Raw genomic sequence first — 25218 nt, forward strand, 5'->3', positions numbered from 1 at the left:
GCGGTTCCCCTCCCCGTGCCGGGGGGGATGGGCGCATGACCACGTATCGCCCCGACGCGCTCATCGCGTCCGACATCGACGCCTATCTCGCCCGCCATCAGGACAAGTCGCTGCTGCGCTTCCTGACCTGCGGGTCGGTCGACGACGGCAAGTCCACGCTGATCGGGCGGCTGCTCTACGACAGCCGCACCATCTTCGACGACCAGCTTGCAGCGCTGGAGGCCGACTCCAAACGGCTCGGCACGCAGGGCCAGAACATCGACTTCGCTCTTCTCGTCGACGGCCTGGCCGCCGAACGCGAGCAGGGCATCACGATCGACGTCGCCTATCGCTTCTTCGCGACCGACCGGCGCAAGTTCATCGTGGCCGATACGCCGGGCCACGAGCAATATACGCGCAACATGGTCACCGGCGCATCGACCGCCGACCTGGCGGTCATCCTGATCGATGCGCGCAAGGGCGTGCTGACGCAGACGCGGCGGCACGGGTTCCTGGTCAATCTGCTGGGCATCCGCCACGTCGTGCTGGCGATCAACAAGATGGACCTGATCGGCTGGGCCCGCGCGAAGTACGACGCGATCGTCGCCGAGTTCGGCCAGTTCGCCACGTCGATCGGCATGGCCCCGCCGGTCGCCTTCCCGATCTCCGGCCTCGGCGGCGACAATATCGCATCGCGGTCGAGTAACACGCCGTGGTTCGCCGGCCCGACGCTGCTAGACCATCTCGAGACGGTCGAGGTCGATGCGACTCGCGACGCGGCCGGCGCCTTTGCGATGCCGGTGCAATGGGTCAATCGCCCGAACCTGGATTTCCGCGGCTTCGCCGGCCGCATCGCGCGCGGTGTCGTGCGGCCGGGGGATGCGGTCAGGATCGTGCCTTCAGGCAAGACCAGCCGGATCGCCCGCATCGTCACCTTCGACGGTGACCTGGCGGAAGCGCGGGCCGGCCAGTCGGTGACGCTGACGCTGGCCGACGAGGTCGATTGCTCGCGCGGCGATGTGATCTCGGCGGCGGAGGCCGCGGTCGAGGCCGCCGACCAGTTCGAGACGACGATCGTCTGGATGGACGAAACCGCGCTGCTGCCGGGCCGCGCCTATTGGCTGAAGACCGGTGCGACCACGGTCAGCGCGACCGTCCGCCCGCCCGAACACGCGATCGACGTGAACAGCCTGGCGCACCTGTCGGTCAAGACGCTGGGCCTGAACGACATCGGTGTCGCCCACGTCCAGGCCGATCGCGCGATCCCGTTCGCGCCCTATGCCGACAGCCGCGATCTGGGTGGCTTCATCCTGATCGACAAGCTGACCAACGCGACCGTCGCGGCGGGCATGATCGACCGGCCCTTGCGCCGCGCGCAGAACGTCCACTGGCAGACGGTCGAGATCACGCGCGAGGCCCATGCCACGCAAAAGGGGCAGGCGCCCAAGCTGCTGTGGTTCACAGGGCTCTCGGGGTCGGGCAAATCGACCATCGCCAATCTGGTCGAGAAGAAGCTTCATGCGCTCGGCAAGCACAGTTTCCTGCTGGACGGCGACAACATCCGCCACGGCCTCAATCGCGACCTGGGCTTCAGCGATGCCGACCGGATCGAGAATATCCGCCGCATCGGCGAGGTCGCCAAGCTGATGACCGACGCAGGGCTCATCGTCCTTACCGCCTTCATCTCGCCGTTCCGCGCCGAACGCGAGATGGTCCGCGCATTGATCCCGCCGGGCGAATTTCTGGAGATTTTCATCGACACAGCCTTGAGCGTCGCCGAGGCGCGCGACGTGAAGGGTCTGTATGCCAAGGCGCGCGCCGGCGAGATCGCGCATTTCACCGGCATCTCCAGCCCCTATGAGCCGCCGGAAAATCCCGACATCCGTATCGACACCGGCCGCATATCGCCCGAGGATGCCGCCGAACTGATCGTCGACCGCGTCGTCGGCATGTGGAGCCCGGTGATTTGAGCCTGTCCGCCGTTTCTGATGCCGATCTGGCGCGCGCGATCGCAACCGAGGCAGGAGCGCTGCTGCACCAGTTGCAACACGCCGGCCTGCTGGAGGGCAGGGCGCTGGGCGACGAGGGTGATCGGGCTGCAAACGCGCTGATCCTGGAGCGTCTGCGCGCCGCGCGGCCGGACGATTTCGTGCTGTCGGAGGAGAGCGAGGACGATCCCCGCCGTTGCTCGGCCAGCCGCTGCTGGGTCATCGATCCGCTGGACGGGACGGCCGAATATGCGACGATGCGCCCCGACTGGGCGGTCCACATCGGGCTCAGCATCGACGGTCGCCCCGCGGTCGGCGCCGTCGCGCTGCCCGCGCGCGGCGTGACGCTGTGCACCGATGGCTGCCACGCCGCGCCGCCCGCGCGCGTGCCGCCGCGCATCGTCGTCAGCCGCAGCCGCCCGCCGGTCGAAGCGGTCCGCGTGGCCGAAGCGCTGGGCGGCGAACTGGTCCCGATGGGATCGGCCGGCGCCAAGGCGATGGCGGTCGTGCGGGGAGAGGCGGACATCTACCTCCACTCCGGCGGCCAGTATGTCTGGGACAACTGCGCCCCCGCCGCGATCGCGCTGGCGGCGGGCCTCCACGTCAGCCGCCTGGACGGCAGCCCGCTCGTTTACAACCGCGCGGAGACATGGCTGCCCGACCTGCTGATCTGTTCGCCGGCGGTGGCGGACACGGTGATCGCGGTGGCCGCAGGACGCTGATCGGACCGCCATCGGCCGTAGTGTTGTACGGATACAACACGCCCACGGTATAACCTTATCCAGATTGTCGGCGCTGCCGGACGGGCAGATACACCCCCTCGACCGATACATCGGCCGTGCGCGGACACGCGCAACGAAAAGAACGATCGAAGGGAAACACCATGATCTCCACCTTCCGTGGGAAGATGCTGGCGTCGACGCTGCTGCTGTCGGCCGCTGCTGCCGCTCTGCCGGCCTCTGCGCAGACCGCGCCAGCGCCGGCGCCGCAGGATACGCCCACCGTCGCCCAGACCACCGACACCACCGATGATGCGGCGCAGGACGTCGTCGTCACCGGCACGCTGTTCCGCGGCGCCGACACGCTGACGGCGCTGCCCGTCACCGTCGTGACCGCCGAAAACCTGACTCGCGCGGGCATCACCAATACCGCCGACGCGATCCGCCAGGCCGCGGCCGATGGCGCCGGCTCGATCGGCATCGGCTTCACCAGCGGCTTCTCGGCCGGCGGTTCGGCGATTTCGCTGCGCAACCTGGGCGTTTCGTCGACGCTGGTACTGGTCGACGGCCTGCGCGTCGCGAACTTCCCGCTCAGCGACGACGGTCACAATTCGTACGTTGACCTTAACAGCATCCCGCAGGTGGGTGTCGAGCGGATCGAAGTCCTGAAGGACGGCGCATCGTCGCTGTACGGCGCGGACGCGATCGGCGGTGTGGTCAACATCATCACCCGAAAGAAGTTCACCGGTATCGACGGCGGCGCGGAAGCCGGCGTGACCGAGAAGGGTGACGGCCACAAGTACCGCCTGCGCCTGCTGGGCGGCATCGGCGACTATGACCGCCAGGGCTGGAATTTCTACATCGGCGGCGAATATGAGGATTCGGGCAAGATCACCGCGGATTCGCGCGGCTTCCCGTTCAACACGCTCGACCTGCGCGCCGCCGGCGGCGTCGACAACAACCGCGCCGACGACACCCTGACCACGCCAACGACCAATGCGGTCGTCACGCGCACGACGCAGACCGACCTGAACAACCCGCTCGCAGGCAGCGTCGCCAACGCGACGACGCCGGCGATCTTCACGTCGCTGACGCCGCTGGCGAACTGCCCGTTCGGGACGTTCTCGGAAAACACGGCCTCGCGCGTCGGCACCGCTTGTGCGCACGACCTGACCCGCGAATATGTCCAGATCCTGCCGAAGCAGCGCCGCATCGGTGCCCAGGCGCGCCTGAGCGTCCGCCTGTCGGACAATATCGAAGGATACGTCCAGGGCAGCTATTCGAACAACAAGGTCGACATCCAGCTGTTGCCGCGTGGTATACGCCAGAACCAGGCGTTCGGTGGCGCGCCCAGCACCTCGACCAGCAACCCCGGTATCGTCCTCCCGTATTTCATCTGCTCCGCGGGCACGAATTGCGCGACGGCGGCGGATCGCCAGCTGAACCCGAACAACCCCTATGCCACGAACGCCGCGGCGACGCCGGCGATCGCAGCGGCCAATGCCGCGCGCATCTATTACCTGTTCGGTGATGTGAAGCCAGGGTCGGAGCGGACGAACGAACTGTACCGCGTCACCGGCGGCCTGCACGGCACGATTGCCGATGCATGGCGCTGGAACATCGACGTCGGTTACTCGCGTGACGATCTCGAACTGATCCAGACCGGCTTTGCCAATCTGAACGGCCTGGTCCGCGCGATCAACACGGGCGCGTACAACTTCGTGAACCCCAGCCTGAATTCGCAGGCAGTGCGTGATTCGGTGCTGCCGCCGATCACCTCGCTGTCGAATTCGTCGATCTTTACGACCGACGCATCGGTGTCGCGCGAACTCTTCGCGCTGCCGGGTGGCAACGTGCAGGTTGCGGTCGGTGGCCAGTATCGCAAGGAAAAGCTGACCAACCGCAGCGCCAATCCGAACCTGGACGTTCCGGGCCTGTCGACCGCGCAGGCGTTCGGCGATCGTGACGTGTGGGCCGGCTATTTCGAAATCGCCGCGCCGATCATCGACCAGCTGAGCGTCAACGTGTCGGGCCGCTACGACGATTATTCGGAAGGCTTCAACAAGTTCTCGCCGAAGGTCAGTGCGAAGTTTACCCCGTTCAAGGAGCTGTCGATCCGCGGCTCCTATTCGGAAGGCTTCCGCACGCCGACCTTTGCCGAGATCGATCCGCGCAGCTCGTTCTCGGGCTTCGTCGGCTACACGCCGGATGCTGCCTTCCGCGCCGCTCACCCGACGAATTCCAGCTACACGACGGCCTATTCGGTCGGCCGTGGCTATGTCGGCAACCCGAACATCCAGCCTGAAACCTCGCGCAGCTTCACGGTCGGCGCCATCGTGCAGCCGACGCCCTGGTTCAGCGTCACCGCTGATTATTTCAACGTGAAGAAGTCGGGACTCATCACTGCGGGCTCGCTCGCCGGTCAGGCGATCTCCGCCTATTATTCGGTGGCGAACCAGAACTTCGCCTCGGCGGCCGCGGCTTCGGCCGCGGGCTGTGCCCGGGTGGCGGCGGTCGGTGCGGGCTATTCGTGCAACGTCATCGACGGTGCCGATCCGTTCGCGCTCAACGCCCTGCCGCGTCTGCTGGTGCTCAATGCGCCGTACGTGAACGTCAACTACGACGTGACGACCGGTCTGCAGTTCACCGCGAACGTCCAGGCACCGATCAGCGAGGGTATCCGCTTCGAAAGCCGTCTGGATCTGCAGGGTACGCTGAAGTTCGATCGCCATCTGGACAACGGCAGCGTGCAGCGCTTCGCCGGCTCGGTCGGCCCGGCAGACCTGTCGTCGGGTGGTGGTACGCCGAAATGGCGCGGCAACTGGCAGAACACGTTCCTGACCGACAATTTCTCGCTCAGCGCGACGACCTATTTCGTCGGGGCCATGCGTGCGGTCGCGACCGACCAGGGCAACCTGGATACGTCGTGCAATGCGTCGGTGTACAAGGACGCCCAGGGCGGCAACTCGTTCTGCCGGATCCGTCGCTTCATCTACACCGATCTGAACGCGACGGTGAAGGTGAACGACCAGTTCAGCTTCTTCGGTTTTGTCGGGAACGTGACGAACGCCCGCGCCCCGTTCTACCCGAACACCTTCTACACCACGCAGCCGAACTATCTGGCGTCGTGGCACCTGCCCGGCCTGATCGGCCGATCGTTCCGCGCAGGTGCGAACTTCAAGTTCTGATCGACCGGTATCTGACCTGAAAAGTGGGGCGGTTCCTTTCCGGAGCCGCCCCTTTTTTCTGTCATCCCACCCGCATCGCCCGGACAGCACCCGACTTCGGGGTCCGGACCATGTAACTGCCGAGCGCGCCGCGCTTGATCGTGAGCATCGTGCCGACGGACGGCGGATTGCCGCCCGACCAGGCCTCGGTCGTGTTCCAGCGCGCGCCGCCATCGACGGTCAGGCCGTACTTGCCATAGCCCAGGTCGACGACGCGGGTGACCTTGGCCTCCAGCTGCGTGATCTCGTCCTCCGGCTTGTCGGGACCGCCGCGGCCGAACAGGCCGATCCGCGGTAGCTGGAAGCCGAACAGCGACCGGCGGGTCGACTTCACTTCCTCCCGATCGACCAGCACGACGTCCTTGCGACGCACGGCATCGACCAGCTTGCGGGCGGCTGCGTCACTGCACGCCAAGCGCTGCGTGTCGTCCCGGATATCCAGGCAGGCGGCGACGCCATCGACGAGCGACGGATCGACCTTGCGATCCTGTGCGATCCCGGCGGACGGCATCGCGACCAGCGCGGCGATGGTCAGAATGTGGCCACATTTCATCAGCTTGCCCCTTCATTTACTTGCCCGGCTAGGCATTGGTCATCGAAACGTAATTGAAAAGCCCCGTGAATTTCTTGCCTGTTGCGGCGCTGCAACATGTTTTGGCGAATTCAAGTCCCGTCGACTTCTAGCATTGCACAGTTTCGATCCGGAAGTGACGATAGCAACGGACCTGGTTTCTTAACCGGGGGGCAATGATTGCCGTCGGCACGTGGCGGCAAAAGGGGATGAGAGCATGACCTCGATTTTTCGCCGGCGTCTGTTGACGTCGACGCTTTTCCTGACCGCTGCGATCGCGGCCGCGCCGGCGATGGCGCAGGTGACCGAGCCGGCGGAAGCCGCACCCGAAGCACAGGCCGAACCGGGCCAGGACGTCGTCGTGACGGGCTCGCGTATCGCGCGTCCCGATCTCGAGACCGCCAGCCCGGTGAACGTCGTCGGCCAGCAGGAAATCCAGCTGCGCCAGGCGACCACGGCAGAGGCGCTGCTGCGCGACCTTCCGTCGGTTCGTCCATCGATCGGTCCGGCCGTCAACAACGGCGGCACGGGCGCCGCGACGATCAACCTTCGCGGCCTGGGTGACAACCGTACGCTGGTGCTGCTCGACAGCCGCCGCGTCGTGCCGTTCGGCCTGGACGGCGTGACCGACACCAACGTGATCCCGGTCGCGCTGGTCGAGCGTGTCGACCTGGTCACCGGCGGCGCATCGTCGGTGTACGGCGCCGACGCCGTCGCGGGCGTCGTCAACTTCATCACGAAGCGTGATTTCTCGGGTGTCGATCTCAGCACCAACTACCGCGTTTCCGAACGCGGCGATGCGACGCGCTTCTCGGCCGACCTGACCGTCGGTACGAACCTGAGCGACGGCCGCGGCAATGCGGTGCTGAGCGTCGGCTATCAGCGTTCGAACCCGCTGCTGGTCACCAGCCGCGACATCGGCAGGATTCCGATCAGCTCGACGACCGGCTATTTCAGCGGGTCGACCGCTGCGGTGCCGACGATCTTCACGTCGCCGGCAGCCACCGCCTTCGGCTTCCCCGGCACCAGTGCCGGCGCGGTCATCAATCCGACCACCGGTCGGTTCGAGGCGGCGACCGCGGGCAACACCTACAACACCAACATCAACACGTACTTCCAGACCCCGCTGGAGAAGTACAACGTCTTCGCATCGGCGCGGCACAACGTCTTCAACGACGTCGAAGTGTATGCGCAGGGCATGTTCACGCGCAGCCTGGTCACGATCCAGCTCGCGTCGTCGGCCAGCTTCACCAACACCTATCAGCTGAGCCTGAACAACGCCTATCTGCCGGCAGCGGCGCGCAACCAGCTGTGCGCGGCGCGCGGCATCGCCCAGGCGACCTGCGACACGGCGGCCGCCGTCCGCGGCGGTCCGGGCACGGCGGGCTACGTCGAAATCCCGGTCATTGCGCAGCGTCGCTTCACCGAATACGGCCCGCGCGGCAATCCGGTGGAATCGACGCAGTTCCAGGTCGTGACGGGCCTGCGCGGCAACCTGACCAACACGCTGAAGTTCGACCTGTCGGCGCAATATGGCGAGACGACGCAGAACCAGACGCGTGAGAACTGGGGGTCGTTCTCGCGTCTGCAGCAGTCGCTGCGGTCGTTCCGCAACGCTGCCGGTACGCCGACCTGCGCGGACACCGCCAACGGCTGCGTTCCGATCAACCTGTTCGGTGCCGAAGGCTCGATCACGCCGGCGATGCTCGGCTTCATCGATCTCGACGCGCTGATCCGCCGCCATACCGACCAGACGGTCGTCACCGGCAGCATCTCGGGCGATCTCTTCGGCCTGACGTCGCCGTTCTCGGCATCGCCGGTCGCGTTCTCGATCGGTGCCGAATACCGCGACATCTTCGCTTACTCGCAGCCGGATTCGGCCTCGCAGATCCAGGGCGAAGTGCTCGGCACCGGCGCGCGCACGCCGCCGGACATCGGTGGCTACAAGGTGAAGGAAGCATTCGGCGAATTGATCGTCCCGCTGATCACCGACAAGCCGTTCTTCCACAACCTGACGCTGGAAGCCGGTGCGCGCTATTCGGACTATTCGACCACCGGCGACAGCTTCACGTGGAAGGCCGGCGGCAGCTTCGAACCGATCCAGGGCTTCAAGTTCCGCGGCATGTACCAGGTCGCGGTGCGCTCGCCGAACATCTCGGAACTGTACCAGGGTGTCGTCCAGGGCCTGGGCAACCTGACCACCGATCCGTGCGCGGGCAGCGCGCCGGTCGGCAATGCCGGCCTGACCGCGCTCTGCATCGCCACCGGTGCACCGGCCGGCACGATCGGTTCGATCCCGCAGCCGTCGTCGACGCAGATCAACGTCACCACCTCGGGCAACCCGAACCTGGGCGTCGAAAAGGCGAAGACCTACACGCTGGGTGCGGTGCTGACGCCGCGCTTCGTGCCGGGCTTCTCGGCGACGTTCGACTATTTCAACATCAAGGTTCGTGACGCCATCAGCTCGCCGGCGCAGGGTGACATCCTGAACGGCTGCTATTCGTCGGCCCTGAACCCGAGCTTCGCCAACAACGGATTCTGCCAACTGATCGGGCGCAACCCGCTCAACGGCTCGCTGAACGGTGCGGGCGAAACGCCGGGCGTCATCCTGGCGGGATCGAACCTGGGCGTAATCGAGACGGCGGGTATCGATGCCGGCGTGTCGTATCGCACCCGCCTGACCGACGATGTCCAGCTGAACCTGGGCTTCAACGGCACGTGGCTGGATTACTACCACTTCCAGGCGACATCGAACTCGATCAACCGCGACTGTACCGGCTATTACAGCACGAACTGCACCAATCCGCGGCCCGAGTGGAAGTGGAACACCCGTGCGACCCTGTCGGCCGGTGGTTTCGACGTATCGCTGCTGTGGACGCACCTGTCGGCCGTCCGCCTGGAGCGGTACCTGGCAACCGCGATCACGCCGTTGTCGACCCCGCAGCCGGGTGGTCCGAATCCGGCCCTGTCGGGCTCGGCGACGCTGGTGCTGAACGGTCAGACGCTGACCGTCCCGACCGCGGGTATCCAGGAAGCGTTCCGTCGCATCCCGGCGTACAACTACTTCGATCTCGCCACCCGCTATTCGGTCGGCGACAATCTGGAGTTCACGCTGACGGTCGACAACCTGCTCGACAAGGATCCGCCGCTGGTGGGTTCGGGTGTCGGCGGCACGTCGTTCAACAACGGCAACACCTTCCCGACGACGTACGATCCGATCGGTCGTCGCTTCACGGTCGGCGTTCGCCTGAAGCTGTGATCCGCGGACACAGGATCTGACCTTCGGGGCGGCGGACCTTCGGGTTCGCCGCCCTTTTTCGTCCGGGCGGCACGACGCGCCGAGCCCCCGCAGCCTCAATCGTCAACGCGTTCTTAACCCTCTCCGGTTACGCCACGACAAGCGGTAGCGAGGGGTCATTCGACGTGCGCATTCTGATTATCGACGACGAACAGGCGATGCATGACAGCTACGCCCGCAGCTTTGCTCCGCGCGATACCGCGGCGGGTGACGCGCTGTCGGCGATGGCCAGCGAGCTGTTCGGCGACGCGGCGGCCGATGCGCCGTCTGCCGAACCCGCCGGCCCCGCCTTTGCGCTGACCCACCGGATGCAGGGCCTGGACGGCGTCGCCGCGGTCGAGGCGGCGTTGAAGCTGGGCGAGCCCTATTCGGTCGCGTTCATCGACGTGCGCATGCCCCCGGGCATCGACGGCAAGGAAACCGCACGCCGCATCCGCGCGCTCGATCCCGATATCAATCTGGTGATCGTCACCGGCTATTCCGACTTCTCGCCGCTGGAGATCAGCCGCGCCGCCGGTCCCGCCGACAAGATTTTCTACATCGCCAAGCCGTTCGAGGTGGAGGAGATCGTGCAGACCGCGACGGCGCTCTGCCACCGCTGGGCGGCCGACCGCGAACTGGCCGCCGCCCGCGAAGCGCTGGCCGGGCAGGTCCGGCTGCTGGAGGAGCAGGCGCTGGAATTGAGCGCCAACGAAAGCCGCGCGGTCCACATGGCGAACCATGATTCGCTGACCGATGCGCCCAATCGGCTGGCGTTCCTGCGCGCGCTGCACGGCTCGGTCCGCAGCGACGAGCGGTTTGCGATGACGATGATCGACCTCGATCGCTTCAAGCTGATCAACGACAGCTTCGGCCATCTGGCCGGCGACGAACTGATCCGTGTCGTCTGCGGCAAGCTGCATGCGGCTGCCCCGCGCGGATCGTTCATCGCGCGCCTCGGCGGCGACGAATTTGCCGCGCTGTTCCCCGCGACCGGCGAGGACGAAGCGGTGATGGTCTGCGAGCGGCTGTTGAAGGCGTGCTCGGAAACCTTCAGCGTCTTCGGCCATTCGGTGCAGGGCGGTGCGTCGCTGGGCGTGGTCGTGATCGAGCCCGGCTCCACCAACGACCCGATCGACGTCATGCGCCGCGCCGACCTTGCGCTCAATGAAGCCAAGCGCGGCGGGCGCGGGCTGGTCCGCGTGTTCGACGAGAGCATGGATGAATCGATCCGCTTCCGTCGCCAGATCGAAGGCGGTCTGTCGAAGGCGATCGCCGGCGGCGAGTTGAAGCTGGTTTATCAGCCGATCGTTGCCAGTGGTGCGATGAAGGTCACCGGGTTCGAGGCGCTGCTGCGCTGGCACAGCCCGGACTATGGCATGATCTCGCCAGCGATGTTCATTCCGATCGCCGAGGAATCGAACCTGATCCACGAACTGGGCGACTGGGTGCTGGAAACCGCGCTCGATGCGGTCAAGCACTGGCCGGACCAGTATGTCTCGGTCAATTTCTCGCCGCGCCAGTTTCGCCGCCAGAATTTTGTTGGCCGCGTGATCGAACGCGTCCAGCGATCGGGCGTCAGCCCGACGCGGGTGCAGATCGAGATCACCGAAACCGCGATCTTCGACGATGCCGAACGCGCCGCCGAAACGCTGTACCGCCTGCGCCAGATGGGCTTCCGCATCGCGCTCGACGATTTCGGTACCGGCTATTCGTCGCTCTACAACATCCGCAAGTTCGCGCTCGACTGCCTGAAGATCGACCGCAGCTTCATCGACGGCCTGGGCCGCGAGCGCGAAAGCTCGGCGATCGTCCATTCGGTCATCCACCTCGGCCGTGCGCTGGGGATGGAAGTGGTGGCCGAAGGGGTCGAGACCGAAGCGCAGGTCCAGGCGCTCCGCGTCGCCGGTTGCAGCCATCTGCAAGGCTATTTCCTGGCCCGTCCGATGGCGGAAGAGGACGCCCGCGACCTCGCTGGCAAGCAGTTTCTGTTCGATGGCGGCGCAGATGCGGTCCAGGGGGCGGCGACCGGGACCGAAGGCTGATGCCAGGCCGCACGCTGCGCTGGCTCGACCGCATCGGGCTCAAACGTATTCCAAAGTCCCTGGGCGCGCAGCTCGTCCTGATCCTGACCGGCGTCGGGCTGGTCGGGTCGATCGCGATCACGCTGTTGCTGGCCGGCGTCATCACGCCCAGCTTCAACCGTCTGGAGGCCGCTGCGGTCGAGGCGAATGTCGAACGCACGCAGGCGGCGCTTGGTGAATTCGCCGCCAAGGTCGAGACGGCGGTGCGCGACTATGGCGACTGGAACGCCAGCTATGACTACATGGCCGCACCCTCGGCCGAATTCGAGCGTGAGAGCTTCTCGCCGCTGGCGATGCAGAACCTGGATGTCAGCGGCATGGCCTATGTCGCGCCCGACGGGCGGATCGTCATCGCGCGCTGGCTCGACCCGCGCGCCGGTCGGGACCGCGCCGACATGCGCGCGCGGCTGATCGCGCAGATTCCCGCCATGGGACTGCCGACGGTCCTGGCCCGGCAAAGCTCGCGATCATTTTACATGCGGTTCGGCACGACGCTGGCTGCGGTCGGCGTGGCGCAGGTGCGGCGCAGTGACGGCAGCGGGCGCCCGCGCGGTTATGTGCTGATGGCGCGCGAGCTGACGCCGGTGCAACTGGGGCAGCTGCTGCAACTTCCCGCGCGCATCGACCTGACGGCGCGGGACGGGGCGGTGTCGATCACATCGACTCGCGACCGGCTGCGGATTGCCGTGCCGATCGCAGGCGTCGACGGCACCGCGGTCGCCAGCGCGCATTTCGGCATCCCGCGCGACCTGTCGGTGCTGGGACGGCGGATGCTGCTACTGGCGGTCGGTGGCGCGATCCTGCTGCTGGCGGTCGTGCTGGTGGTGCTGCGGCGGATGATCGGTCGGCTTGTGCTGAAGCCGCTCAACCGCGTTGAGCGGCATATGGGCGTCGTCCGCGCATCGGGCACGCTCGGGCCGTTGACCGACGACGCGCGTGCCGACGAGATCGGCAGCCTGGTCACCAGCTTCAATTCGATGCTGAGCCAGCTGAAGGATCTGCGCGAACAGGTCGAGGTCCAGTCGTTCAAGCTGGGCCAGAGCGAAAGCGCGGTGGCGGTGATGCACAATGTCCGCAATGCGCTGGGACCGATCGCGACGATCCTGTCGCACGGGCTTGCGGCATCGCCGCCGGCCGACCGCGCCTTGCTCGACCGGGCGATGACGGAACTGACCGATGAGCGGGTGCCGCTTGCGCGCCGGCAAAAGCTTGTCGCGTTCGTCGCCGCCGCGCTGGAGGCCGACCGCCAGGACCGCGAGGCCCGGCGCGAGGGGCTGGAGGTCGGCCGCAAGGCCCTGCATAACGTCCTGGAGATCATCGGCCAGCAACAGGAACAGGCGCATGAAAAGCCACCGCTGTCGTTGATCGACCTGAGCGATGTCGTCGCGCAGAATGCGACGATCGCGCGCTATTCGGGGGACGCCTCGATCGCATTCGTGTTTCCGTCCGCTCCACACTGGGCGGTAGCGAACCGCGTTATCCTGAGCCAGGTGATCGGCAACCTGCTGGCGAATGCGGGCGAGGCGATCGTTGCGGCGGGCGCCGACGCGGGACAGATCACCGCGTCCATCGTCGAGGTCGGCGATCGCGTGGAACTCCACATCCGCGACAACGGCGAAGGGTTCGCGCCGGAGAACGAACCGAAATTCTTCCAGCGCGGCTATTCGACGCGGCCGCACAAGTCGGGTGGCCTCGGGCTGCACTGGTGCGCGAATGCGATGCTCGCGATGGGCGGCTCGCTGCGACTGGAGAGTCGGGGGAAGGGGACGGGGGCAAGCGCCATCCTGACGCTGCCGGCGCCTGCCGCGGACGTGCTGCCGGTGGACGAGGCGGCCTGAACCCATCAACCGTCATCCCCGTGAAGGCGGGGATCAATCCTGGCTGCCGACTCGCTTCCTTGCGATCACCTGCGTCACTGTATCCCCGCCTGCGCGGGGATGACGATGGAGGAGCGATCAGCCCGCCCGCGCGCCCCGTTCCACCGCATCGCGCCGCCGCAGATACGGCGCCACCAGATTCCGTGCGCGGTAGAATTGCTGCCGCTCGGGATCGATCGTCTCGAAATTGCCGATCACCCGACGGCAGTTCGCCGCCCGGCAGCCGCAGATCATGTGCCAGTTCGACTGGGTGAGCGTGGTCGAGTAATCCCACGTCACTTCCTCGCCCGCCACGATATCGCGGATCGCGACCAGGAAGACGCCGGCGTCGGTGAAGCGCAGGCCGGCGTTGGGATCACAGCTGTGGTTGACCAGGTCGTCGAGCCGTCCCGACGGACCCATGAAATGATCCGGCGTCACTTGGACATAGCGATCGGCCCCGCCGCGCAGAAGACCGGGGACCTTGCCCGCCGCGAGGCGCGGCCCGGTGAATTCCAGTAGCGGTTCACCTTCACCGAAGGCCCGCGCCGCGAAGACCGCCTTGCCCAGATGCGTCTCGCCGACCGTGAACATCGCCGCGGTCCGGGCGTCCCCGCGCGCGCGACCCGCGCGCAGCATGAGCGCGACCGCCGCCCAGACGCTGGCGTGGCACAGGAATTCGACGACCAGATAGGCATATTCGCCGATGCCTTCGCCACCGTGACGCACGGCCACGAACAGCGTCGCGAGATCGCCGATCGTCCACAGCACCCAGGCCGGCGACCGCTCGCGCGCAGGGGCGGTGGCAACGCTGGCCCAGGTCGGCAGAAAGCTGACCGGTACCGCCGCGACGACCAGCATATGTGCCCAATAGGCTTCGCTGAAGACCAGCCACAGCGCGAGCGCTGCCAGGCAAGCGACGATGCACACACCCTCGGTCGCGCTCGGCAGCGCCCACGCCGAGCGTCGCCACAGGCTGACCGTCACCGCGATGCAGGCGACGGCGGACACGGCGAAAATCGCGGTCTGAACGGCACCGGGATTGACCGCCCAATAGGTCGCCGCCTCAAGGCCGGTCGATGCGCTCCAGATCAGCCAGGAGGCGCGGTTAGGCTCGACCGAATGACGGCGCAGGCCGGTCAGATAGGTCGCGTAGCCCGCGAAATTGCAGGCGATCGCAAACCATACCCAAGGCTCGAACCCCGTCACCGCGACTGCACCCCCATGGGTAGTGCGTTTACCATCCTCGTAAACGGTCGTCCACGCACCCGATCTGGAACGGCTGTGATCGATACGGGAACGTAACGCGAATCCTGTGATATATTCCCCAATCTGGGCGCGAAATCCCCGTTTCAGGCAGCGCATCCCCTTGCGACGTTAGTATGTTTGGATTACCAAAATGGCAGAGGGGCACTCTCCCGTTTTGGATGGTCGGGATTCGAGGGCGGCGACGGGCTGCTTTCGAAGGCGGGAGTGTTTTGCCGCTCGTGGGGCGAACGGGTGTGACGGACTTCGAGCTATACGAAGGCAGTGCACTGCAGGGGGTCGATGCGAAGGGTCGCGTCGCGATCCCGGCCGACTTTCGCGCCGTCTTCGAAAAGAACAGCGACGCGCGCACCATCGTCATCGGCATCCACCCGACGCTGCCGTGCCTGCGCGCCTACGACCTGACATGGTCGCGGGTCAATTTCGAGGAAATCCGCGAGGCGATGCGCAGTCCCGACGCCGACGTGCGCGCGCTCGCCACCAAGCGGAACGCCGATTTCTCCGACGTGGACAAGGCGCCGTTCGACCCGTCGGGCCGCTTCGTGCTGGACGAATTCTTCCGCCAGGAAGCGCAGATCGACGCGCCCGGCTGGGCGTTCTTCTCGGGCGACGCGCAGACCTTCAACATCTGGAACCCGGACGTCCTGATGGCGCAGGCCGACGGCGTCAGCGCGGTCACCCGCCGCCGCTGCGCGCATCTGATGGCCAACCGCAAGGTGCGCGCATGACCGGCGCCGCGCCCCACATTCCCGTACTGATCGACGAAGTGATCGCCGGCCTCAGCCCCGCTCCGGGCGAAGTGCACGTCGATGCGACGTTCGGCGCGGGCGGCTACACCCGTGCGATCCTGGCGACCGGCGCGACCGTCATCGCCTTCGACCGCGATCCCGATGCGGTGCGCGAAGGGCAGGACGTGGTCTCGGACGCGAACGGCGCGCTGACGCTGGTCGAGGCGCCGTTTTCGGCCATGGTCGCCGAACTCGCCTCGCGGAGTTTCGATGCGGTCGATGGCGTCACGATGGACATCGGGGTGTCGTCGATGCAGCTCGACCGCGCCGACCGCGGCTTCTCGTTCCAGGCCGACGGCCCGCTCGACATGCGGATGAGCCAGTCGGGGACAAGCGCCGCCGATTTCGTCAACACCGCCGACGAAGCCGCGATCGCCGATGTGCTGTATCTCTACGGCGAGGAGCCCAAGTCGCGCCGCATCGCGCGGGCGATCGTCGCCGCGCGGCCGATCACGCGAACGGGCGAACTCGCCAACGTCGTGCGCAAGGCGCTGGGCCACAAGCCGCACGACAAGAAGGACCCGGCGACCCGGACCTTTCAGGCGATCCGGATCCATCTGAACCGCGAGCTGGACGAGCTGGCCGACGGCTTGCGCGCGGCCGAAGCGCTGCTGCGCCCCGGCGGGCGGCTGGCGGTGGTGAGCTTTCACAGCCTGGAGGATCGCATCGTGAAGCGGTTCCTGCGCGAACGCTCGGGCGGGACGCCGGCGGGCTCGCGGCATCTGCCGGCAGTGCAGGCGACAAACGAACCGACGTTTACGGCGCTGTCGAAGGCGATCCGGGCGGACGAGGCCGAACTGGCGCGCAATCCGCGCGCGCGGTCGGCGACATTGCGGGTGGCGCAGCGGACGACCGCTGCGGCGTGGGACAAGTGAGTATGCGTGTGGGGCGTGTGAGCATGGGGCGTGTTAGGAGCGTAAGGCAATGGCAGTAAGCGGCTTCAAGGGGTTCGGCTGGTTGCTCGGCATCGCGGTCGTGTCGCCGGCCTGTTACATGGTGTCGTCGCAGGTCGCGGCGGAGCGTGGGCGCGTGGAGGCGGTCGAGATGGCCATCCTCGACGCGCGCAAGGACATCCGCGCGCTGGAGACGGAGTTCGACACGCGTGCGAACTTGGCGCAGCTCGAGCGATGGAACGGCGACATCCTGTCGCTCTCCGCGCCGCGGCCCGAGCAATATGTGTCGAGCGATGCCCAGCTCGCCGCGCTGCGCCCGGTGGAGGGTGGTCACCAGTACGCCTCGCTAGTCGTGCCCGCCGCCACCGACCTTGCGCTGGCCGAAGTGAAGCCGGTCGAACAGCCCGCGGTGAAGCTCGCGCTGCCAAAGGTCGCGCCGATCCAGACTGCCGATGCCGCCCCGGCACCGCTCGTGTCGCGCCCGACGCTGCAAAAGGCGCTGGCGACTGCGGCCACGGCCAAGCCGCGCATCCAGAAGGTGGCGATGATCGACAGCGGCTTGCTGAGCGACGCGACCTTCGGCGACCTGGTCTCCAGCGCGCGCCGTGAACGGGGGACCCTCCGTTGATCGTGCTCGTCGCGCCGCAGTCGAACGACCGGCGCCGCGAAACCGGCCGCCACTCGCTGGTCGCGGTGGCCCACGTTCGCCTGATGATCCTGATGCTGCTGTTCGCCTTTGCGAATCTCGCGATCATCGGGAAGCTCGGCTACCTCGCCATTTCGGCCGAGCCGGCGACGACGCGTGATGCCGCCGCCGCGCTCGTGCCCCTGCGCGGCGACATCGTCGACCGCAACGGCGCGCCGCTCGCCCGCACGATCGACGCCTGGTCGATCGGCATCCAGCCGCACAATGTCATCGGCGACAAGATGGAGCTGGCGCAGAAGCTGGCCGACGTCCTGCCCGAACAGGGCGCTGACGCCTATTACCGGATGCTGACCGCCTCCTCGCGCTTCGTGTATCTCAAGAAGCGCGCGATGCCCGAGCTGGTCAGCGCGGTGAATGCGCTGGGCAACCCCGGCATCATCTTCGCGCGCGAGCCCGAGCGGCTGTACCCGCAGTCCAGCCTGGCTGCGCAGGCGATCGGCTATGTCAACGCCGACCGCCAGGGCGTGCGCGGCATGGAGCGCGTGCTGAACGAGCGCCTTACCGCCGACGCCAGCCGCGGCCAGCCGGTCGCGTTGTCGATCGATGCGCGCGTGCAGGGCGCACTCGACAGCGAACTGACCCGCGCGATGGTCGCCTACCGCGCGGTCGGTGCGGCCGGCGTCATCCTGGACGTGCACTCGGGCGAAGTCATGGCGATGTCGTCGCTGCCGACCTTCAACCCGAACAAGGTGATGTCGGGCGACGGCGGCATGAACAACATGACGCAGAGCCGCTACGAGCTCGGCTCCGCCTTCAAGCCGATCGCGATGGCGGCGGCGATCGATTCAGGCGTCGTCACCGACATGTCGCGCCGCTTCGACGCGACCCAGCCGCTGCCGATCGGTCGTTTCCACATCAAGGACGACCACGCCCAGAAGCGCTGGCTGAACATCCCCGAAACCCTCATCTACTCGTCCAACATCGCCACCGCGCGGATCGCGGACGAGATCGGCCGCGACCGGCTGGAGGCGATGTTCCGCAAGATGGGCTTCGACACCGCGCCCGATATCGAGATCGAAAAGGCCAAGCCGCTGTGGCCGACGAACTGGGGTCGCGCGACGACGATGACAACGGCCTACGGCCACGGCATCGCGGTGACCCCGCTGCATCTCGCCAGCGCCTATGCCGCGCTGGTCAACGGCGGCGTGTGGCGCCCGGCGACGATGATGAAGGTCGATCCGGGCCAGGCCCCCGCGGGTCGCCGCGTCATCAGCGAATCGACCAGCGCGCGGATGCGCCAGCTGCTGCGTCTGATCGTCACCGACGGTACGGGCAAGAAGGGCGAGGCGCCCGGCTACCGCGTCGGCGGCAAGACGGGGACCGCGGAAAAGCCCGGCGTCGGCGGCTATTCGAAGCACGTCAACGTCTCGACCTTCGCGGCGGCTTTCCCGATGGACGCACCGCGCTATGTGGTGATCGTGATGCTCGATTCGTCCCAGCGCGTTGAAGCGAATTCGTTCCAGACGACCGCGGCCTATACCGCGGCGCCGGTCGTCAGCCGCGTCATCAGCCGGACTGGCTCGCTGCTGGGCGTCCAGCCGAGCCTGACGCGCGACGTCGATCTGTCCGACCTGACGCCGCTCATCTGGCGTGCGCCCGGCGACGCCAAGCACGGCGCGGCCGAGTGAAACTCGGCGCGCTGACCGGCGGCGCGGAGGCCGACACCGTCACCGGTTTCGCGATCGACCACCGCAAGGTCGCGCGCGGCACGATCTTCGGCGCGTTCGAAGGCACGCGGGTAAACGGCGAGGACTTCATCCCCGCCGCGGTCGCCGCCGGTGCCATCGCCGTCGTCGCGCGGCCGGGCACAGTGGTCGACGGTGCGGTGCACGTCGCCGCCGACAATCCGCGCGAGTGCTTCGCCGGAATCGCCGCGCGCTTCTTCGCGCCGTTTCCGCAGACGACGGTCGCGGTCACCGGCACCAACGGCAAGACATCCACGGTCGAACTGACCCGCCAGCTCTGGCGCTTGGCCGGGCACCATGCCGCCTCGATCGGGACGCTGGGCGTGACCACCGCGGATGACCGCGTGACGACCGGGCTGACCACGCCAGACGTCGTCACGTTCCTGTCCAACGTGGCGGGGCTGGCGCGCGAAGGCGTGACCCATGTCGCGTTCGAGGCGTCGAGTCACGGGCTGACCCAGTACCGCACCGAAGGTCTGCCGGTGCGGGCGGCGGCCTTCACCAACCTCAGCCGCGATCACCTGGACTATCACGGCGACATGGCGGCCTATTTCACCGCCAAGCTGCGGCTGTTCGCGGAAGTCGTCGCCGACGACGGCGCGGTCGTCGTCTGGGCCGACGATCCCAATTCGGAGCGGGTCGTCGACCTGGCTCGTGCGCGCGGTCTGCGACTGCTGAGCGTCGGCGAACATGGCGATACGCTGCGCATGGTCGGCCGCGATCCGACGATGCTGGGGCAAGCGCTGACGATCGAGGCCGGAGGAAGCACGCACACGGTCATGCTGCCGTTGATCGGCGCCTATCAGGCGGCGAACGCGCTGACCGCGGCGGGGCTGGTCATTGCGACCGGCGGCGACGTGGCGTCGACCATCGCCGCGCTCGGCCGGTTGCAGCCGGTGCGCGGGCGGCTGGAGCGGGCGGTCATCACCGCCAGCGGCGCGCCGGTCTATGTCGATTACGCCCATACGCCCGATGCGCTGGATGCCGCCATCGCCGCGCTGAAGCCGCATGTTACTGGCCGCCTGATCCTGGTGTTCGGCGCGGGCGGTGACCGTGACGTGGGCAAGCGCGAGCCGATGGGCGAGGCTGCCGCGCGCGGCGCGGACGTGGTCATCGTGACCGACGACAACCCGCGTTCCGAAGACCCCGCGGCAATCCGTGCCGAAGTACTGAAGGGCGCGCCCGGCGCGACCGAAATCGGTGACCGACGCGCCGCGATTGCCGAAGCGGTGCGCATGGCCGGGGCGCGCGACATCGTGCTGATCGCGGGCAAGGGACACGAACAGGGCCAGATCGTCGGCGACCTCGTCCTGCCGTTCGACGACGTCCAGGTCGCACGCGAGGTCGCGGCGTGACGCTTACCTCTCGTCCCTCATCCCTGATCCCTCATGCGTCATCCCCGCGGAGGCGAGGATTAATCCTGGCTGACGTCTCGCCTAACAACGGCCACCTGCGCCAATTTACCCCCGCCTGCGCGGGTGTGACGCTGTATGGTAGGGTGCTATGACTCCGCTCTGGACCGCCGCCGAGATCGCCGCAGCAACCGATGGCGATGCAACGGCGGACTTCGCCGCGACCGGCGTCACCTTCGACTCACGCGAAGTCGGTCGGGGCGACCTGTTCATCGCACTGACCGGTGAGGACACCGACGGCCACCGCTTCCTGGGCGGCGCGTTCGGCAATGGCGCGGCGGGAGCGATCACCAGCGAGGGCGTCACCTATCCCGCCGTCCGTGTCCGCAACACGATGGCGGCGCTTGAGGACCTCGGCCGCGCCGCGCGCGCGCGGGTCGATGCGACGATCATCGGCGTCACCGGATCGGTCGGCAAGACCGGCACGAAGGAGGCACTGGCCGCAGCCCTCGACCGCGCGACGCCGAGACGTGTCCACTGGTCGGTCAAGAGCTACAACAACCACACCGGCGTGCCCTTGTCGCTGGCGCGGATGCCCCGCGACAGTGCGTTCGGCGTGTTCGAGATGGGGATGAACCACGCCGGCGAACTCGCCGCGCTGACCCGGATCGTTCGCCCGCACATCGCCATCGTCACCGCGATCGCGCCGGCGCACACGGCGTTCTTTTCGGGCGAAGACGCGATCGCCGACGCCAAGGGCGAGATCTTCCAGGGGCTGCAACCCGGCGGCACCGCGATCATCCCCTTCGACAGCCCGCACCGCGACCGGCTGCTCGCTGCGGCCAGGCCCTATGCCGGGCGGATCGTGACCTTCGGGTCGGGCGCAGGTGCCGACGTGCGCGCGGTCGAGACGATGCGCACGGCAAACGGCGGCACGTTCGTGACCGCCCAGGTCGGTGGTCGCGAACTCAGCTATACCATCGCCCATCCGGGCCTGCACTGGGTGTCGAATTCGCTGGCCGTGCTGGCGGCGATCGACGCGGTCGAGGGTGATCTTGGCCGCGCCGGCCTCGCGCTTGCCGACATGGCCGGGCTGCCGGGGCGCGGGCAGCGGTTCCATGCGCGCGTGCCCGGCGGCGAGGCGCTGGTGATCGACGAGAGCTACAACGCCAATCCGTCCTCGATGCGCGCGACGCTGGCCGTGCTCGCGCAGGAGGAACGCCGGCGGATCGCCGTGCTGGGTGGAATGCGCGAACTGGGCGACGACAGCGCGGCGTATCACGCCGGGCTGATCCACCCCATCGACGAAGCGGGCATTTCCCACGCCATATTGGTGGGCGCGGAGATGCTGCCGCTGGCGCAGGCGCTTGAGGGGCGGGTCGATTTCGTCCATGTGCCCGATGCCGCGACCGCGCAGGCGTGTCTTCGCGACGTGCTGGCGCCGGGCGACGCGGTACTCATCAAGGGGTCGAACGGGATCGGGCTGTCGGCGGTGGTCGCCGCGCTCAAGACCCCGGCAGTGGCAGGGACGGGGGACTGATGCTCTACTGGATCGCCGAACAGCTCGGCTTTCCCGGGGTCTTGAACCTCGTCCGCTACCTGAGCTTTCGCTCAGGGGGAGCGGTGGCGACCGCGCTGGTCATCGGGCTGTTGATCGGGCCGAAGTTCATCGGCTGGCTGCGCGTGCGGCAGGGCAAGGGCCAGCCGATCCGTCTGGACGGCCCGCAGACCCATCTTGCCAAGGTCGGGACGCCGACGATGGGCGGGTTGCTGATCCTGACATCGCTCTCCTTGAGCGTCTTCCTGTGGATGGACCTGCGCAACCCGTATGTCTGGGCGTGCATGTTCGTGACGCTCGGCTTCGGGATGATCGGCTTCCTCGACGACTATGACAAGGTGCGCAAGGCGAGCACCGCGGGTGTGTCGGGGCGCGTCCGGTTACTCGGCGAATTCGTCATCGCCGCCGCCGCCGCCTGGGTCATCACGCGCTACAACGGCACCAACCTGTACGTGCCGTTCTTCAGCTATTTCTCGGTCGATCTGGGGCCGCTCTACATCGTCTTCGCCGCCTTCACGATCGTGGCGTTCGGCAATGCGGTGAACCTGACCGACGGGCTCGACGGCCTGGCGACGATGCCGGTCATCATCGCCAGCGTGACGTTCATGATCATCGTCTACCTCGCGGGTAACGCGAAGTACGCCGGGTATCTGGGCATCCCGCACGTACTGGGCGCCGGCGACCTGACGATCTTCTGCGGCGCGGTGGTCGGCGGCGGCCTCGCGTTTCTCTGGTACAATGCGCCGCCAGCGGCGGTGTTCATGGGCGATACCGGCAGCCTGGCACTGGGCGGCGCGCTCGGCACCATCGCGGTGACCGCGCATCACGAGATCGTGCTGGGCATCGTCGGCGGGCTGTTCGTCGTCGAGGCGATGAGCGTCATCATCCAGGTGTTCTTCTACAAGCGCACCGGCAAGCGCGTGTTCCGCATGGCCCCGATCCACCATCATTTCGAACAGATGGGCTGGAGCGAACCGACCGTCGTCATCCGCTTCTGGATCATCTCGCTGGTGCTCGCGCTCGCCGGCCTGTCGACGCTGAAATTGCGGTGATCACCACGCGCGCATGGGCGGGGAGGCGATATGCGGTGCTCGGCTTGGCGCGCTCGGGCGCGGCGACCGTGCAGGCGTTGCTGACGAGCGGGGCGAGCGTCGTGGCGTGGGACAGCGACGAGACCCGCCGGCTTCAAATCCTCCCCGGCACGGGGAGGGGGACCGGCGCAGCCGGTGGAGGGGGGGCGCCACAGGCGATATCCTCTGCCGAGAACCCCCTCCACCAGCCTGCGGCCACGGCTGCTTTGCAGCCGGCTTCGCGGGACGATCTGCCCCCGGCAGATCGTTCGCACCCGCTACGCCCCCCTCCCCGTACCGGGGAGGATTTGAGCCTCGCCGATCCGCTATCCCTCGACCTCGCCGGTTTCGCCGGGGTCGTGGTCTCGCCCGGCGTGCCGCTCAACCGACATCCGATCACGCAGCACGCCGGTGACGTCCCCGTCATCGGCGATATCGAACTTTTCGCCCAGGCCCGCGCCGAGCTGCCGCCGCACAAGGTCGTCGGCATTACCGGTACCAACGGCAAATCCACGACCACCGCCCTCATCGCGCACATCTGCGAAACCGCAGGGCTGCCGACGCGGCTGGGTGGGAACATCGGGCTGCCGATCCTGGGCCAGGACCCGCTGACCGAGGGCGGGGTCTACGTCCTCGAACTGTCGAGCTACCAGATCGACCTGACCCGCACCCTCGACTGCGATGTCGCGGTGTTGCTGAACATCACGCCCGATCACCTCGATCGCTACGATGGTTTCGAAGGGTACGCCGCATCAAAGGCCCGCCTGTTCGCCATGCAGTCGAAAGGCCATGCCGCGATCGTCGGCATCGGTGACGAAGCGTCCGCCGCGGTCGCCAGGCAGGTCGCGCGCTCCGGCCGCGCCGAGGATCTGACCAGGATCGCGCCCGGCGTCTGCATGGACCAGTCGCGCTGGCCCGCATTGCAGGGACCGCACAACGCGCAGAACGCGCTCGCCGCGATCGCCGCGTGCGAGGCGCTGGGCATCGACGCCGCCGCCATCGACCGCGGGCTCGAAAGCTTCCCCGGCCTGCCGCACCGCATGGAGCGCGTCGCGACCGTGAACGGCGTGTTGTACGTCAACGACAGCAAGGCGACCAACCCGACCTCGACCGCGCCAGCGCTCGCCGCGTTCGACCGCATCCACTGGATCGTCGGCGGGCAGGCGAAGACCGACGATCTCGACGCCTGCCGCCCCGCGTTCGGCCATGTCGCGCACGCCTATGTCATCGGCGAGGCGGCGCCGTTGTTCGCGCGACTGCTGACGGATGACATGCCGGTGACCCAAAGCGGGACACTCGACCAGGCCGTCCGCGCCGCCGCCGCCAGCGCGCGGGCAGGGGAGACGGTGCTGTTGTCGCCCGCCTGCGCGTCGTTCGACCAGTTCCGCGATTACGAAGATCGCGGCGACAGCTTCCGTTCAGCGGTTCAGGCGCTAGCATGACCGATATGGCGCGTACCACTTCTCCCAAGGGCTTTCGCAGCCGGGTCGACGAACGGCTCGGCCGGGCGAATCGCGGACCCGTTGCGATGTGGTTCTGGGAGCTCGACCGTGTCCTGCTGCTGCTCGCGTTCCTGCTGATCGCGATCGGCCTGATCGCGGTCGCGGCGGGCAGCCCGGCGACGGCGCAGCGCTATTCGGGGCTCAATCACCAGCTCGCGCCGATGTATTATTTCTGGCGGCAGGTGATGTGGGTCGCGCTGTCGGTGCCGGTGATGCTCGTCTTTTCGATGCTGCCGCCGACGCTGGCGAAGCGATTCGCGCTGGGGGCCTGCATCTTCTTCGGCGCGCTGCTCCTCATCACTCCGTTCGTCGGGGTGGAGGTGAACGGCGCGCGGCGCTGGATCGGGGCCGGTATCGCGCAGTTCCAGCCGTCCGAGTTCCTGAAACCCGTCTTCATCGTCACCATTGCCTGGATGCTGTCGCTGCGCGCGCGCGATCCCGACCTGCCGATGGTGCCGGTCACGTTCGGGATGACCGCGGTCGTCGGCGGCGCCTTGATGCTCCAGCCCGATTTCGGCCAGACCATCATCTTCGGCAGCGTCTGGCTGATCCTGCTGATGGTCGCGGGCGTGAACCCGAAGGTGATCGGCGGGATGATCGGCGCCGGACTGGTCGGCGTCGTCGCAGCGTACGTGTTCTACGACACCGCGCGCATCCGCATCGACAATTTCCTGTTCCCCGATCACGGCGGGCCGGG

The 25218-nt window shown here is 67.3% G+C and carries 17 protein-coding genes; 15 read left to right on the forward strand and 2 right to left on the reverse strand.

Going from position 1 to position 25218, the window contains the following annotated elements; genetic code table 11:
• Nucleotides 1–35: 35 nt before the first annotated feature.
• The 3 genes from cysN to ASE86_RS06350 all read left to right on the forward strand — a co-directional run bounded on the left by cysN (nt 36) and on the right by ASE86_RS06350 (nt 5874).
• Nucleotides 36–1949, forward strand: a complete 1914-nt coding sequence (gene cysN, locus ASE86_RS06340; RefSeq protein ID WP_056423757.1) for a sulfate adenylyltransferase subunit CysN — start codon at nt 36–38, stop codon at nt 1947–1949.
• Nucleotides 1946–2689, forward strand: a complete 744-nt coding sequence (locus ASE86_RS06345; RefSeq protein WP_056423760.1) for a 3'(2'),5'-bisphosphate nucleotidase CysQ — start codon at nt 1946–1948, stop codon at nt 2687–2689. Before cysN ends, ASE86_RS06345 begins: the two co-directional genes overlap by 4 nt.
• A 161-nt stretch (nt 2690–2850) precedes the next feature.
• Nucleotides 2851–5874, forward strand: coding sequence for a TonB-dependent receptor plug domain-containing protein (locus tag ASE86_RS06350; RefSeq protein WP_056423762.1), 3024 nt, complete (start codon nt 2851–2853; stop codon nt 5872–5874).
• Nucleotides 5875–5935: 61 nt separating this feature from the next.
• On the opposite strand, the gene ASE86_RS06355 is transcribed toward ASE86_RS06350, so the two are convergent.
• Nucleotides 5936–6466, reverse strand: coding sequence for a hypothetical protein (locus ASE86_RS06355; protein WP_056423764.1), 531 nt, complete (start codon nt 6464–6466; stop codon nt 5936–5938).
• Between the two features lie 235 nt (nt 6467–6701).
• On the opposite strand from ASE86_RS06355, the gene ASE86_RS06360 reads away from it, so the two are divergent.
• The 3 genes from ASE86_RS06360 to ASE86_RS06370 all read left to right on the forward strand — a co-directional run bounded on the left by ASE86_RS06360 (nt 6702) and on the right by ASE86_RS06370 (nt 13683).
• Complete coding sequence (locus tag ASE86_RS06360) at nt 6702–9743, forward strand: TonB-dependent receptor domain-containing protein (RefSeq protein ID WP_056423766.1); 3042 nt, start codon at nt 6702–6704, stop codon at nt 9741–9743.
• 197 nt (nt 9744–9940) lie between these two features.
• Nucleotides 9941–11806, forward strand: a complete 1866-nt coding sequence (locus ASE86_RS06365; RefSeq protein WP_082441846.1) for a putative bifunctional diguanylate cyclase/phosphodiesterase — start codon at nt 9941–9943, stop codon at nt 11804–11806.
• On the forward strand, nt 11806–13683 hold the full coding sequence (locus ASE86_RS06370) for a CHASE4 domain-containing protein (protein ID WP_056423770.1): 1878 nt from the start codon (nt 11806–11808) through the stop codon (nt 13681–13683). The genes ASE86_RS06365 and ASE86_RS06370 overlap by 1 nt, the downstream gene beginning before the upstream one ends.
• Nucleotides 13684–13800: 117 nt before the next feature.
• Here the strand turns inward: ASE86_RS06370 and ASE86_RS06375 are convergent, their stop codons facing one another.
• Nucleotides 13801–14910, reverse strand: a complete 1110-nt coding sequence (locus ASE86_RS06375) for an SET domain-containing protein (protein ID WP_056423772.1) — start codon at nt 14908–14910, stop codon at nt 13801–13803.
• Between the two features lie 293 nt (nt 14911–15203).
• Between ASE86_RS06375 and ASE86_RS06380 the strand changes: the two genes are divergently transcribed.
• The 9 genes from ASE86_RS06380 to ASE86_RS16450 all read left to right on the forward strand — a co-directional run.
• A complete protein-coding gene (locus tag ASE86_RS06380; protein WP_056423774.1) occupies nt 15204–15695 on the forward strand; it encodes a division/cell wall cluster transcriptional repressor MraZ in 492 nt (163 codons plus the stop codon).
• Nucleotides 15692–16630 (forward strand): 16S rRNA (cytosine(1402)-N(4))-methyltransferase RsmH, encoded by a 939-nt coding sequence (gene rsmH, locus ASE86_RS06385; RefSeq protein WP_056423777.1) that lies wholly within the window; start codon nt 15692–15694, stop codon nt 16628–16630. Before ASE86_RS06380 ends, rsmH begins: the two co-directional genes overlap by 4 nt.
• Nucleotides 16631–16679: 49 nt before the next feature.
• Nucleotides 16680–17276, forward strand: coding sequence for a hypothetical protein (locus ASE86_RS06390; RefSeq protein WP_056423779.1), 597 nt, complete (start codon nt 16680–16682; stop codon nt 17274–17276).
• On the forward strand, nt 17273–18982 hold the full coding sequence (locus tag ASE86_RS06395; RefSeq protein WP_056423781.1) for a peptidoglycan D,D-transpeptidase FtsI family protein: 1710 nt from the start codon (nt 17273–17275) through the stop codon (nt 18980–18982). The genes ASE86_RS06390 and ASE86_RS06395 overlap by 4 nt, the downstream gene beginning before the upstream one ends.
• On the forward strand, nt 18979–20394 hold the full coding sequence (locus ASE86_RS06400; protein WP_056423782.1) for a UDP-N-acetylmuramoyl-L-alanyl-D-glutamate--2,6-diaminopimelate ligase: 1416 nt from the start codon (nt 18979–18981) through the stop codon (nt 20392–20394). Before ASE86_RS06395 ends, ASE86_RS06400 begins: the two co-directional genes overlap by 4 nt.
• 148 nt (nt 20395–20542) lie before the next feature.
• Complete coding sequence (locus ASE86_RS06405) at nt 20543–21931, forward strand: UDP-N-acetylmuramoyl-tripeptide--D-alanyl-D-alanine ligase (protein ID WP_056423784.1); 1389 nt, start codon at nt 20543–20545, stop codon at nt 21929–21931.
• Nucleotides 21931–23001: a phospho-N-acetylmuramoyl-pentapeptide-transferase gene (gene mraY, locus ASE86_RS06410; RefSeq protein ID WP_056423786.1), complete on the forward strand. Its 1071-nt coding sequence runs from the start codon at nt 21931–21933 to the stop codon at nt 22999–23001. Before ASE86_RS06405 ends, mraY begins: the two co-directional genes overlap by 1 nt.
• Nucleotides 22998–24461 carry a UDP-N-acetylmuramoyl-L-alanine--D-glutamate ligase gene (gene murD / locus ASE86_RS06415; protein WP_235524004.1) on the forward strand — a complete coding sequence of 488 codons (1464 nt, stop codon included), beginning with the start codon at nt 22998–23000 and terminating at the stop codon, nt 24459–24461. The genes mraY and murD overlap by 4 nt, the downstream gene beginning before the upstream one ends.
• The coding region (locus ASE86_RS16450; protein ID WP_235524073.1) for an FtsW/RodA/SpoVE family cell cycle protein at nt 24458–25218 on the forward strand (761 nt) is incomplete at its 3' end. The genes murD and ASE86_RS16450, both read left to right, overlap by 4 nt.

This window comes from Sphingomonas sp. Leaf33, from assembly GCF_001421785.1.
In the GTDB taxonomy this organism is placed as follows: domain Bacteria; phylum Pseudomonadota; class Alphaproteobacteria; order Sphingomonadales; family Sphingomonadaceae; genus Sphingomonas.

What these genes read in the sequence shown, in the direction of transcription:
- ASE86_RS06390 (WP_056423779.1), top strand. Translation starts at nt 16,680, where the DNA reads ATGGCAGTAAGCGGCTTCAAGGGGTTCGGCTGGTTGCTCGGCATCGCG.
- ASE86_RS06355 (WP_056423764.1), bottom strand. Translation starts at nt 6,466, where the DNA reads ATGAAATGTGGCCACATTCTGACCATCGCCGCGCTGGTCGCGATGCCG.
- ASE86_RS06405 (WP_056423784.1), top strand. Translation starts at nt 20,543, where the DNA reads ATGACTCCGCTCTGGACCGCCGCCGAGATCGCCGCAGCAACCGATGGC.
- mraY (WP_056423786.1), top strand. Translation starts at nt 21,931, where the DNA reads ATGCTCTACTGGATCGCCGAACAGCTCGGCTTTCCCGGGGTCTTGAAC.
- cysN (WP_056423757.1), top strand. Translation starts at nt 36, where the DNA reads ATGACCACGTATCGCCCCGACGCGCTCATCGCGTCCGACATCGACGCC.
- ASE86_RS06370 (WP_056423770.1), top strand. Translation starts at nt 11,806, where the DNA reads ATGCCAGGCCGCACGCTGCGCTGGCTCGACCGCATCGGGCTCAAACGT.
- rsmH (WP_056423777.1), top strand. Translation starts at nt 15,692, where the DNA reads ATGACCGGCGCCGCGCCCCACATTCCCGTACTGATCGACGAAGTGATC.
- ASE86_RS06360 (WP_056423766.1), top strand. Translation starts at nt 6,702, where the DNA reads ATGACCTCGATTTTTCGCCGGCGTCTGTTGACGTCGACGCTTTTCCTG.
- ASE86_RS06365 (WP_082441846.1), top strand. Translation starts at nt 9,941, where the DNA reads ATGCATGACAGCTACGCCCGCAGCTTTGCTCCGCGCGATACCGCGGCG.
- ASE86_RS06350 (WP_056423762.1), top strand. Translation starts at nt 2,851, where the DNA reads ATGATCTCCACCTTCCGTGGGAAGATGCTGGCGTCGACGCTGCTGCTG.